General features: G+C 25.5%; 8 protein-coding genes. 6 read left to right on the forward strand and 2 right to left on the reverse strand.

The genetic code is table 11. The features are described 5' to 3' along the window. The first annotated feature begins 94 nt into the window (after positions 1 to 94). The 6 genes from Q0W06_RS17240 to dptH all read left to right on the forward strand — a co-directional run bounded on the left by Q0W06_RS17240 (position 95) and on the right by dptH (position 11,990). Positions 95 to 403 (forward strand): nucleoside triphosphate pyrophosphohydrolase, encoded by a 309-nt coding sequence (locus Q0W06_RS17240; RefSeq protein ID WP_297638629.1) that lies wholly within the window; start codon positions 95 to 97, stop codon positions 401 to 403. A gap of 230 nt (positions 404 to 633) precedes the next feature. Then, the gene (locus Q0W06_RS17245; RefSeq protein WP_297638631.1) at positions 634 to 1,395 is read left to right on the forward strand and encodes a hypothetical protein; all 762 of its coding nucleotides are present in this window, start codon (positions 634 to 636) and stop codon (positions 1,393 to 1,395) included. Positions 1,396 to 1,649: 254 nt separating this feature from the next. Then, positions 1,650 to 3,473 (forward strand): hypothetical protein, encoded by a 1,824-nt coding sequence (locus Q0W06_RS17250; protein WP_297638634.1) that lies wholly within the window; start codon positions 1,650 to 1,652, stop codon positions 3,471 to 3,473. A 105-nt stretch (positions 3,474 to 3,578) separates the two neighbouring features. Beyond that, entirely contained in the window at positions 3,579 to 5,357 is a 1,779-nt protein-coding gene (dptF, locus tag Q0W06_RS17255) for a DNA phosphorothioation-dependent restriction protein DptF (RefSeq protein ID WP_297638637.1), read from the forward strand. Continuing rightward, positions 5,357 to 6,763 carry a DNA phosphorothioation-dependent restriction protein DptG gene (gene dptG / locus Q0W06_RS17260; RefSeq protein WP_297638640.1) on the forward strand — a complete coding sequence of 469 codons (1,407 nt, stop codon included), beginning with the start codon at positions 5,357 to 5,359 and terminating at the stop codon, positions 6,761 to 6,763. Before dptF ends, dptG begins: the two co-directional genes overlap by 1 nt. Beyond that, a complete protein-coding gene (dptH, locus tag Q0W06_RS17265; RefSeq protein ID WP_297638643.1) occupies positions 6,744 to 11,990 on the forward strand; it encodes a DNA phosphorothioation-dependent restriction protein DptH in 5,247 nt (1,748 codons plus the stop codon). The genes dptG and dptH overlap by 20 nt, the downstream gene beginning before the upstream one ends. A 33-nt stretch (positions 11,991 to 12,023) precedes the next feature. Here the strand turns inward: dptH and Q0W06_RS17270 are convergent, their stop codons facing one another. After that, positions 12,024 to 13,019 (reverse strand): hypothetical protein, encoded by a 996-nt coding sequence (locus tag Q0W06_RS17270; RefSeq protein WP_297638646.1) that lies wholly within the window; start codon positions 13,017 to 13,019, stop codon positions 12,024 to 12,026. Between the two features lie 164 nt (positions 13,020 to 13,183). Next, entirely contained in the window at positions 13,184 to 13,405 is a 222-nt protein-coding gene (locus Q0W06_RS17275) for a DUF2922 domain-containing protein (RefSeq protein ID WP_297638648.1), read from the reverse strand. Between the last annotated feature and the right edge of the window lie 18 nt (positions 13,406 to 13,423).

The raw sequence follows: 13,423 nt of genomic DNA on the forward strand, positions 1-13,423 counted from the left end.
CCGGGCAAGTGAACGCCTCATAGAGGCTTGTACTGTGCCCGTGGGGTGAGTATGCCCTGGACCGAGATAAAACCAAAAGAAAAAGGAGAAGAAAATGAAAAAATACGATAAATTAGTAAGAGATTTAATACCAGAAATAATAGAAAAGACAGGGAAAACATCAAAGACAAGAATAGTGTCAGGGAAAGAAAAAACGAAATATCTAGAAACAAAACTAGAAGAAGAAGTTGGAGAATACTTAGAAGATAAAAACCTAGAAGAATTAGCAGATGTGATGGAAGTATTATTTGCATTAGCAGACAACTTAGGATATACAGAGAAAGACCTTTTAGAAAAGAGAGAAGAAAAGAAACAAGCTAGAGGTGGATTTAAAGAGGGAATAATTTTAGAAGAAGTTAGATAGTTAGAATATATTTAAATAGGGTAATTAAATATATTAATAAGAATAAATATAGTAATGAAAGAGGTGTATTAGATATTCTAGTATACCTCTTTTGCAAATAATATATATATAGAAAATATGTAGTTTAAATTTATTAAATTCAAATCTAATACAAAATAAAAACAAAAATTGACAAAAAATTTACAATATATTAATATATAAGTATAAATAAACTAAAAGGGGAAGAGAGAATGAAAAAGATTTTAAAGGGGTTAATAATTGCATCATGTGCATTAATGTTAGTAGGATGCGGAGCAGAAGGTAAAGGAGCATCGGGGGATGAAACATTTATAAATGAAGCATCTAAAGCAGTAAATAAAAGATGGAGTTCTCAAAACACAGCAGAAAAAAGAGGTTATACAGAAGGAGAAATGGAAAAAATATTAAATACAGAAATTTCAAGTTTTGAAAAAGCTAAAGAGAAGATAGAAGAAAAAGAATTGAAAAATTTAGCTGATAACTATGTTGAAGGAGTTAAAAAACAAATTGAAGCTGAAAAGAGCAATGATTATGAAGTAGCAACGAAATATCTTAAAGAATCAGAAGAACTAAGAAAGCCTGCATTAGTTAGTATGGTAGATAATTATGGATTAGTAATAGATAAAGAAAATGAACAGACTTATAAAGATTTTAAAGCACAAGCAAGTGTAATAGCAGAAGAAAGTGATGCGAAGAAATTTGCGGAAGAATTAATAAGCAAAATAGAATTTAAGAAAAGCAAAGAATATAGTTGGACAAAGTATGAAACAATATTAGAAAATACAAGTGATATAAATTTTGAAAGTATAAGTTATAATGTCCAGGTAAAAGATAAAGATGGAATAGTTGTGGATAACAGTTATTTATATTTAGAAAACTTTAATAAAGGAAATAAGCAAAAAGTAGATTTTTCAACAGATAAGGAAGATCATGAAATACTAGTAACATTAGATTACTATAATATAAAAAAATAATTATTGAAATAGAAAGACATGCGATTTTAGAAATTGCATGTCTTTTATAAATTATGAAAATCAGAAAGTTATGAGCAAAATGTTAAAAACATATTTAAATAGTTAATATTAGTATTAACTATTTAAAATTCCTTTAATAGAATAAATTTGATTATGTGGTTTTATAAATCAAAATTGTATTTTAGTGTAAAAATTAGTATAATAAATCGAATAAACATTTGGTTTATTATACTAATTTTTACGGAGATATATTTATGAAAATAGGATTAATTGATGCGGATTTAATGGATAATGGAACTCGACACCCTAATTTGGCCTTGATGAAAATAGCTGGATATTACAGAGAAAAAGGAGATGAAGTAACTTTAATATATAATGATTACGAAGAAGTTAGAGAATATGATAGAGTATTTATTTCTAAAGTTTTTTCATTTACTAAAACTCCAGAGTGGGTAATTGAGTTAGAGTATGTTGAAGTAGGAGGAACAGGATTCTTCCCAGATGGTGGACCCAATTTAAGTAATGAAATAGAGCATCATATGCCGTATTATGATTTGTATAAGGAATATATAGATGAGCAATTAGAAACCGGCAAAAATAGAAATAAATTTTCAGATTATTTAGACTATTCTATAGGGTTTACGACAAGAGGATGTTTTAGAAAGTGCTCATTTTGTGTTAATAAAAAATATAATAGGGTATTCAGACATTCAAAAGTAGAAGAATTTTTAAATAATGAAAGACCATATATATACTTATGGGATGATAATATTTTAGCATTTGAAAACTGGGAAGAAGTTTTAGATGATATAGAATCAACAGGAAAACAATTTCAATTCAGACAGGGAATTGACATAAGATTAATGACAGATAAAAAGGCAAAAAGATTTAATGCTGCAAAATATCGTGGTGATTTTATTTTTGCATTTGATCATATAAAGGATAAGGAACTAATTATTGAGAAAGTTCAGTTATGGAAGAGATATTCAACAAAGATTTGCAAGATGTATGTTATTAGTGGATATGAATCACAAGATGCAGAAGACATTAAAATTGTATTTGAACGAATCAAGATACTTATGATGTATGGAGCATTACCATACATCATGAGATATGAAGATTATAAAAAAAGTACGTACAAAGGCATGTATATTCAACTTGCTAGATGGTGTAATCAACCTAATTTTTTCAAAAAAAAATCATTTAGAGAATACTGTATTGCAAATCAAGAATACCATACTAATAAGGAAACTAATTGTGCGGCATATCAAGTAATGTTAGACTTTGAAAAAAAACATCCAGAAATTTCGGAAAAATATTTTGATTTGAAGTTTGAAGAAGAGAATATATACAGATTTCAATATGGATTTGGAAGACGATATGCTAATAAACCAGTATGTAATGTATGTGTGAAAAAAAATATTACATGGGATTCAATTGTAAATAAGAAAGTTGATAAAAATGAGATCTTAAAGCTTTATTTTACTAAGAAAATTGATTTGCAATGTTGTAATTATAGAAATTCTATTTGTAATGATGTAGATAGATATAGTAAGTATATAGTAGAGTTATTATTAGAGACTGAGATTAGCGATATTGTAAAGATTATAGGAGAAAGTAATGATTTAGAGGAAGTATCAAAGAGTACAAAATTTAAATTAAAAGATCATAGTGAAGCAATAGATAAAGTAATAAAAATTTTAAAGAAAGAAAAAGGTAGGATATACTCAATAGAAGAAATTGCTACAGGACTAGAGAAAAGTTCAGATGAGAAAACTTTAAAAGATATAGAAGAAAATTTAAAATTTGCAGCATTGCTAGATTTAGTTCAAATGACAGGAATTAAATCTAAAGCTAAGATTAGATTGTCTAATTTAGGAGAAATATATTATGAGTATAGTGAAGAGAAGAGAGAAAAAATAATAATGAGATTACTATTTAGAATTCCGGATATACAACAAGCATTTCTAAATGAAAATAGTTGTTTAATTGAAAAGTATATCAATATTCCAAACATGATTGGATATAGAGGATCAAACTCTAAAAATATGTTAATATTAATAAATAAGAATATTTAATCCTTTTAAGGATAAATTAGGAAGTGAATGGGCTAGCTTAGAATTAACTAAAGTAATTAAAGCTAGTCTTAATTTTAGATAAATATAATAATCGGAGGGGCGAAAATGGAAGAAGTTTGTTTTTTAGATGAGTTGAAAAAATTAAAAATGTCATCAAAAGAAGCAGTAGATAATATTGAGGATTTTAGTAGATTTAAGAAATATATGCATGTTGAAAGAGAGATTGAAAAAGAACTAAAAGATATATTAGATAAAGCAATTAGTTATGGTAAGGGAAGGTTGATCTTAGTTTGTGGTAGTGCTGGAGACGGTAAGTCTCATTTGCAATCTTACTTATTAAATAAATATCCCCAATTTAATGGAGTAATAAAAGTGCATAATGATGCAACAGAAAGCTTTGATCCTAAGAAAACATTTTTGGAAACACTAAATGAAGAATTGGATGAGTATAATGATGATAATATAGATAAGAGTAAGACTATAAAAGTACTATTAATTAATTTAGGAACATTAACAAACTTTATTGATTCGAATTATGGAGAAAAATTTAGAAAATTAAGAGCATATATAGACGATAATAAAATATTAATGACGGATGTCATTAATAGAGTTGAAATAGTAGATGATAAATTTTCATACGTGAATTTTGCTGACTATCATATGTTTTCATTAAGTGAGAAAGGCGTAGAATATGAATATATTTATCAATTAATAGATAAAATATTTGCTAAAAGAGAAGACAATAGATTTTATACAGAATATAAAGAAAAATGTTCAAGATGTCATGCGAGGAAAAGATGTCCAATAAAGGAAAATTTTGAGCTATTAAGTATTGATAAGGTGAAAATAGGGATTGCAAGAAAATTAATTGAAGTAATGATAAAGGAGAAGGTATCAATAACTACTAGATCAATAATGAATTTTATATATGATATTATAGTTCACCCTAACTTTAATAATTTAAGTAGAGAGGATTTTATTAGAAAAGTAGAAAAATTAAATATTATAGAATATATGGATTCATTAACTTCAAATATTATGTTTATAAATAAAGATTCATCTAGAATTATAAAAGCATTGGGAAGGGTGGATCCTATTTTGAAGTCAAATGAAAAAATAGATGAATTGATAAATAGATTAAGTATAGAACCAATTTTGGGAAAGAAATACCTAGAAGACGTGTACCCAATAGATAAACCATATATTATAGAAATATTGAATGATTGTACTGAGTTAAAGAAAATTTATGCAGATTCAAAAACAAATAAGATAACATTACAAAATAGTATAATTAATTATTATTTAAGACTTGGATATTTGTGTGATAGTAATAATGAGTTATATCAAGATAAGGTTTATGAAAATTTTATTAAGTTTCTATATAGTTTTAATGTTAGTAATATTAAAAATTTAGGAGAACTATATGACTTAGTGAGTGAAGCAATATATAAATTAGATAATGTTAAATCATCAGATAATAATATAAGAATAAATATTGGAAGATTGCAAAATAAATTTAAAGTATATGAAAAATTAGATTTGGAATGTAATGAAGAAAACTTAGAAAATAATATTTCAAGAGAAATATTAGAAAAATTTGCTTTAAATATTAGGATAGATTTTTTTGTGAAAAATGAAGGTGAAAAATTGACTATTAAGTTGGATTATAAATTATTTAAATTATTAGTAGAGATAAGAGATGGATATATTCCTAAGAAAAAAGAAAGAAATGATTTTATTGGATTTATTGATTCAATTGAGAAAATAAAAAGTTATGGTGAACAAAAGAAAGAGATTTATATTAAAGAAAGCATAGCTGATAACATAGATACGTTTAAATTTGTTAAAAAATTTGGGAAATACAAATTTGAAAGGATTAAATAATGGGATATAGAATTGATATAAAGAAGATAAAAAAAGATTATAGAATGACTGAACCAATGAAGAAACCTACACATAAAACTAATGACAAATTAATAGTTCCATATAATGTAAGACCATTGAAGGAGCATAAAGAAATTATAAAAAGATTTGATGAATGTATTGGAACTTTCTGTTGTAATTTATTAAATTGTGATGTAGTTGAATTTAATAAGGAAAGATTTTTTTCAGAAGTTATAAATTCAGTTGAATTTGAAGTAGAAGCTGACAAAGAAAAATTTATAGAAATAATTTCTACAGTTTTTTTTGAAGACAATAAAAAAATTGCAAATTTTCATCCAAAGGTTTTAATTTATTCAATGATAGAAGAAGAAAATATAGAGATGGGAAATTTTTTATATGATGTTTTATTTGATAATAAAGAGGATTATATAGAGTTTATTGAAAAGGTATTTAACAATAAAGCAGAAAATGTCTTAATTGATTTAATATTGGATAAATTACCGAAAGTAAATATAAAAAATGAAAAAAGAAAAAGACAATATAAAAATTTTGCAAAAGAAATTACAAGTATTTTTAATGACGATTTAAAGTATCTATTAAAAGAAAATAAAGATTTTTGTGCTCAAATAATAATTCTTTTAAAATTTTATTATGTAGTTTATATATTAAGAACGGTTGGGAATCTAAATAATATGTTTGATGAAAAAGAAGTAATGCCTATATATTTTACATTTGATTGGGAAAAAGTTTCAAGAGGAAGAATAGGATATGAGAATGGATGGAGATTAGTAGAGAGTGCAATAACTAGTTTAAGATCTCATGAAATATGCTTAAATATTTTAAATTGTTCAGAAGAGGGTCAAAACAAGTATACGTATAAGGAGTTTAAAGACTTGATTAGTGAAATGAGTGAAGATGATAAAATAGATACATGGGGGAGTATTGACGAGATGGTAAAAGAATATGAAAAGGCAGTGAAGGATGACGAAGAGCATTGGAAAGAATATGAATTTAACACAAACACTGAAGATGAAATTCTAATTGAAATTGAAAAATTATATGGATTAATACACAATCATCATTCGAAAGTTAAAAATGCTATAGAGTTAAGTAGACGATATTATGATTGGTTTTTTGAGTTTTGTAGAAATAATTTTTTGAGAAATAGGGGCAGAAATGGGATGACACTCAATTTAAAAGAAGAGTATGTGATATTATTAACAAAATTATGTATTAAAGACAAGGAAAAAGTTAGATTACAATATATTATAAAAGAATTCGAGCGAAGAGGAGTATATTTAGACAAGGACTCTAGAAATAGACTTGTTGACTTTTATCAGAGATTAAATGTATTAGAAAAGAAAAGTGATAGTGGGGATGCGTTATATGTTAGAGCAATTTTATAATTTTTTAGCTAAAAAGGTTGTTGAATATTTTGAAAGAGCAAAGATTTCTTATGGGGATAGATATGAAATTCAATTTGAAAAAGAATCAGATGTAAAACAGTTATATGAAGAAATAAAAAAAATTTCAAATGTTCAGGAATTTAAATATCAAGTTAATGAAAAGTATGAGGAGTATAGGACATACTCAATTGAGTGCAATGAAATAAGAGTAATTATTGCAGCTACAATCGATGGAGTTAACCCAGATTTTTTAGCTACTTTAAGAAATGAAGTTAGTGCGAATGTAAGGAAACAATTTGAAAATTCAGCAATATTATTTATTCATACAAGTGATAAAGATACTATAACTGATGGAGTTATAAATTTTCAAAAAGAAGGCATGCCATTTCACTCTAAAACATTAGTGAATGATATAAATTATCTTATAGATATAAGTAAGATTACATTAAGTGCAAAACATGTTTTGAAGTTTGATTTAGGAAGAATGGAAAGAGAAGATTCAGATGAAGGACAATCAATATTACAGTATAGTGATATATTATCAATAATAAATAAAGGATATATGGATGAATCAGAATTTAAAGAATTTGGATTATTTAAAGATTCGAAATTAGATGGAATCAATAATGAAAAAGAAGCTATAAGTAGATTGAATGATAATTCACAAGCATATTTAAAAATAGATAGTATTCATAAATATAGTGGAGATATAGAGGGCGACTTAGAAAAATTTTTAGATGAAGATGGAAAAAAAAGATTAGCTAAAAAAAATTGGATTAATGAGGAATATAAAACAGTTAAGCAATTTATAGATAATTATGATAAAAGTGATATTCTTTATATAGGAAGTAGTATAGAAGATATTGAACAAGAAGATTACTGGGAAAAAGAAGACGGGACAACGAAAGCACAAGGAAGAAAAAGAAATATAATTATTTTTAATAAAAATAAAGTCAACACAATTAAATTGACATTTACATTTGATAGTAAATTAGAAGTAATGAAAGATAAAGGAGTTAAGTGTGATTTTGGTCAAAATATTGTTGCTAAAATAAGTAATAGAAAGATTAATGTGATATTGGATAAACTAGATGATAAAATTAGTTTTTATAAAGTATCATATACAGGGAAGTGTAAATATGAATTTAAAATAGTCATTGTTCCAAGTGATAAAAAGGTATTTGAAGATACTGTTATAAGATCTGATTATACTATAAAGGTAACTAAAAATGAGCAGAATATAGCGATAACAACCTCAGATACAGAATTTACATTAAATCCATATGCTGAAGAAGAAGTACCAATAACTTTAAAATTTCAAGAAGAGATGATAATACTTAATAAGTGTAATAGATATAAAGTAAAAAATAGGATAAAAATTGATGAAACAGATAATGAATATAAATTTAAAGTTATGCTAGATAACTTAATAATTCCATTCAGTATAGTTGGACGAGATTCTAAAATAAAACGTATTAGTGGAAGACAAATTTGGATAAATAAATTAAAAGATAAGAAAAGTTATAAAATTTTAGATAATAAAATAATTAGAGATGAGAATGTGAATTTTGCTTATGATGAATTTAAGATTAACCTTGATAGGGAAGATTTTATTTTGAAAAATGGGGGAATGTCATTTATAGAAGTAAATGGAAAAATGAATAGTAGGGAGTTAGAAGTTTGCAATGAGCTAAGAGAGGCATATTATAGTGTAATTGAATATTATAATATAAATGGACTTCTACCAAGTTTAGCATATATTGATAGCGAATTAGAGAGAAAATTGAGAAAATATATTGATATATATTTTTTAGAGTTAGATAAGATTAAATATAATGATAATATGTGTGAGAGATTTATTGATTTACTGAAAATTGGTACAGTTGAGAGAGCGGGGGGAGTTAAACAGATACTATTAACGCCGTTACATCCTATTAATTTAGAGTATCAGCTTATGATTACAGAAGAATTAAGAGATAAAGTTATTTCAAATGAAGAGGAATTAGAGAAAGAAATTGCGAATAAATTGGATTCAATAAATCTAATTCCATATATATCATTTGGTAAAGAAAAACTATATAGTGCTGTAGAACAAAATTATTCTAAAGAATGGAAGCAATACGCGATAAGTGATGTTAATTTCAATAAAAGAAATAGAAGCTTTGTTAAAAAATTAGTTCGAGAAAAAATAAATGAGTTTACAAAACATTTTAGGCTATTATTTTTATCATCAGAAATACCCGTGAAGATTAATCTAATTAATACAGGATATTCTAAGGATATTTTACAAGGCGTAATTGATTATTATATTGAAGAACTAAAAAATAAAAAAATTGAAACACTACGACCAATTATTATTAATATTTATAATAAAGTAGGTGATTGTGTATTTGAAGATATTCAGAATTACACGCATGCTGATGAGGCAGAAGAAAAATTAGGAGTATCGCTTGCAATAAAATCTAATAAAAAATATTCTAAAGAAGATATTTTTGATATTATAAATTCAAAACTTAGTTACTATATAAAAAACTATAGTACTAATAAATATGAGTATAGTCATATAACATTTTATGAAATGGAACATGAGTTTTCTAAGAAAAACACAAGGATGGAAGATATAAATACTGGAGTTTCACTAGGAGGACTATTGTCATCAGTTTCATCTAAAGAAATATCTAAATCATATAGGACAGGATATGGAACTAGATTTATTTGTTCAGAAAATAAACTTGTTAAAATGGCTACTAAAATGAATGCATTGATTTGTTCAGTTGAAAATGAATCACCCTTTGATGAAAGTAGGTGTAAAACAACTGCAATAGATGAGTATAAAGAAGAAAGATTAAATTATATCTATGAATCAGCAAACTGGGTTACATTTATAAATCCAATGGTTGGACTACAGTTTTTTAAAGATACAATTGAAGCGAAGGATTTACTTATAATACATTATAGTGATCAATATACTCCATCTTCAGGGTATGATGCTATTACAGTAACTAGAAAGACAAAACAATATAAAGAAGTAATAAAAAGTTTTTTGGAAAATAAAAAAGTAACTTTAGATAATAGTGATGAATTAATAACTAAAGTAATAAATTGTTTTAATGCAATAAATGGAGATTGGCTATTAAAAATAATTTCTTGCAATGGATATGAAGATAGAGAAAAACTTAGTATAATCTCTACGATAAAATTAAGTTTAGCATATTTCTATAATAAAAATATAATATGGGTTCCAATTTCACTAGAAGAGATTTTGAGAGTATCTAAAGGATGTGGATTAAGTAGTAAAGAAGGATTATTCTCAATAAAAAATTTAAGTGGAGAAGGTGCATATTCAGATGACTTACTATTAGTGGGAATAGAGTCTTGTGATGATGGAAATATAGATGTTCATTATTACCCGATTGAAGTTAAAATTGGGAAAAATAAAGGAGATAAAATTAAAAAGGCAAAATTACAGGCATATAAAACAAGAAATCATATAGAGAGAAATATAAGTAGAGAAATAAATGATAAATTACAAGCAAAAATATTTAGAGATTTTTTAATTAAATTGGTACTTGTAAGTATTGAGAAATTAAAACTTTATGATGTATGGAATGAACAAGAATGGGATTCTATTATAGAAACTAATACACGAGTGAAATTATTAAATGACGACTACAGAATATCCAATAGCTTAGATGAGATAATTGGAAGAGGAGCTATTTTTAGTTTTAAGGATGATATATCTTTTGAAAAAAGTGGAAAACTTATTGATATTGATATTGATGAATTAGGAGAATCGTTTAATCAAGAAGAGTATGATAAAGGAAATAAAATTTTAGAGTTAGAATTTCCGGAATCATCAGGGTATAGAAATATTTTAAAAAGTATTGAAGAAATAAAAAATGACTTTATATTAGATAAAAGAGATATAAAAAGTGATACTTTGTTATTTAATCTGTATAGAAGGAAAAATAATGAGGGGTTAGGAGATAATCAAAATGAGAATGAAGATGTAAATATAGTATATGATGAAAATAATGTAGATGAACAGTCAGTAATTAAAGAGGAGATAGAAGTTAAAGATCCGTTATCTATTATATTTGGGAAAAATATTTATGATGAAAATGATGTGATTTGGAATCCAACTGACTCAGAACAAAATAATCACACTAATACTGGGATAATTGGGACTATGGGAACTGGTAAAACACAGTTTACAAAGTCATTGATATATCAGTTAAATAAGAATTCATATCAAAATATTGATAGTGAAAAAATTGGATTATTAATATTTGATTATAAAGGGGATTATATTGATAATGAATTTGTTAATGCTACAAATGCGAAAGTATATGAAACATATCATCTTCCATTTAATCCATTGGAATTAGTTCAAGGGAACAAAAAGAAAAATTTATTACCACTACACACAGCGAATGCATTGAAGTGTACTATGACTACAGCATTTGGATTGGGAACAGTTCAAGAAAATAAATTAAAAGAAATCATAATGAATGCATATGAAAAAAGGGGAATTAAAAAAAATGATCCAAATACATGGCAAAATACACCGCCAACAATAGCAGAGGTATGTAGTGATTTTTTTGAGAGTGAAGATATAAAGATGGATAAACTTTATGCATGCTTAGATAAATTACATGAATTTGAAATATTTGATCCAGATTCAAATAATTCTAAGTCTTTATACGATATGATTGACGGAGTTACAGTGATAGATATTTCAAATAATGATGTAGATATTCAGAATTTAGTTGTAGGAATAATTTTAGATATATTTTATTCTCAAATGAAAGTATTAGGTGAAAGTAAAAGGGATGGAAAGTATAGGCAGTTAAAGAAAATGATACTAGTTGATGAAGCTGATAACTTTATTTCAGGTAATTTTCAGAGTTTGAAAAAAATATTAAAAGAAGGAAGAATGTTTGGAGTAGGAACAATATTATCAACTCAATTATTAAGCCATTTTTCTACAGGCGATAATGAATATGCTAATCATATTTTAACGTGGATAGTGCATAAAGTATCAGATTTATCTACAAAAGATATAAAGTATATATATAATACGACAAGTAAAGCTCAAGAAGAGGAATTAGTTACTAAAATAAAATCATTAGAGAAACACAGAAGTTTAGCGAAAATAGGTAATATTGAGGAGGTTATTTATATGGAAGATAATGCTTTTTGGATGGAGATGGAAAAGAATAAATAAAAAAGGTGAGTAACGAATAAGTTACTCACTTTTTTAAAAAGATAGTTTATCTAAATACATATTTAATGATTCGATATTTTTAGATCTTAAAATGGTTATAAGGTGTTTGATATTAGAGCGTCTACGTAGATAGGTTTTTTCAGAAACAATAGGTAGACAAATTTCTTTAACATTAACACGTTCATTAAATTTACATAGTGAAAGCAAATATTTAATAAACTTGCATTTTAAAACCTCAAAAAATATGATATTATCAAAGATATTCTTATTAACAGTAAGAAGTTCTTTTCCTAATTTGGTTAGAGTTACAGTTTTTGGGGTAGATGAACTGATAGATACTAATTCAAGAAGTTCACCAGTTTTAGCTTGATTTTCACCATATTTTTTATAAGCACCTATTTTTTTACTATCATTAGTTAGAAGTATTCCTACCTCATTATAAGTTAGGGATTCATCAATTTCTGATAAAATAGAAATGAGATTTATGGTTGAATTATCAAAATTACTAAATTGTAGAATATCACTAGAGGTCAATTCAAGATCTGAATAATTGATATCTAAGATAAGATTATTAATATCGGATAATGTTAGAGTATTTATATTAGATATATATGAATTATCAGATTTGATAAAAAGATCTTTCAGTGTAGAAGGATCGGAATAACTTATATTTTTAAGATTTTCTTTAGTAGTATTGTTAGTATTTAAAAAGATCATTTTATTTATATAAACTAGAGGAAAGCTAAAAAAATTATCGATAGAAAGCATGTCTGATTGAATATTATTAGAGAAAATAATATTGATATTTTTTTCATTAAGAGAGGTAAGTAATTTGATAGAATGAGTATATAAAAAAACAAATTTTTTTTCATTTGTAAAAATATTTATAGTAGCATTTGGATATTCATTTCTTAGTGAAAAAATTTCATCAAATTTAAATTTAGAAAATGTTTTTATAAATAAAGTCAGTGAATTTTCAGGATATGATATATTTCGTAAATTAATTATTTGTAATGCTTGAGTGCTCAATTGGTACTCCTCCTTTTAGAAAATAAAATATTATAGATTCATTTCTAATAAAAGTATAAATCATTAAAAGGATATTGTAAAACTTACCAATAAATTATAGAAATGAATTTAGTAGTGAGTATAAAAAAGAGACATACTAAAATTCTAGTATGCCTCTTTATTATTTAAGCAACTTTAAATGGAGTAGTTTCAGTAGCGATTAACTCACACTTAACTTTTTCAATTAAAGGATAATCACCTACAGTAAAAATTTCATTTTCTATTATTGTGTCCATGATCTCCACTAAAGCAACTTGGTCTAGATCCTCCACTAAATCCTTAAGTTTTAAAGAGAATTTCTTCCCAGTTCCGTTTGTAAAAGTCATAACAAGTACTTTTTCGAACATATAAATCATCTCCTTTTT

The organism is uncultured Clostridium sp., assembly GCF_947072515.1.
GTDB lineage: Bacteria > Bacillota > Clostridia > Clostridiales > Clostridiaceae > Clostridium.

Bases quoted from the DNA above. Each gene is read 5' to 3' on its own strand.
- Q0W06_RS17240 (WP_297638629.1), top strand. From the start codon at position 95: ATGAAAAAATACGATAAATTAGTAAGAGATTTAATACCAGAAATAATA.
- Q0W06_RS17245 (WP_297638631.1), top strand. From the start codon at position 634: ATGAAAAAGATTTTAAAGGGGTTAATAATTGCATCATGTGCATTAATG.
- Q0W06_RS17250 (WP_297638634.1), top strand. From the start codon at position 1,650: ATGAAAATAGGATTAATTGATGCGGATTTAATGGATAATGGAACTCGA.
- dptF (WP_297638637.1), top strand. From the start codon at position 3,579: ATGGAAGAAGTTTGTTTTTTAGATGAGTTGAAAAAATTAAAAATGTCA.
- dptG (WP_297638640.1), top strand. From the start codon at position 5,357: ATGGGATATAGAATTGATATAAAGAAGATAAAAAAAGATTATAGAATG.
- dptH (WP_297638643.1), top strand. From the start codon at position 6,744: ATGTTAGAGCAATTTTATAATTTTTTAGCTAAAAAGGTTGTTGAATAT.
- Q0W06_RS17275 (WP_297638648.1), bottom strand. From the start codon at position 13,405: ATGTTCGAAAAAGTACTTGTTATGACTTTTACAAACGGAACTGGGAAG.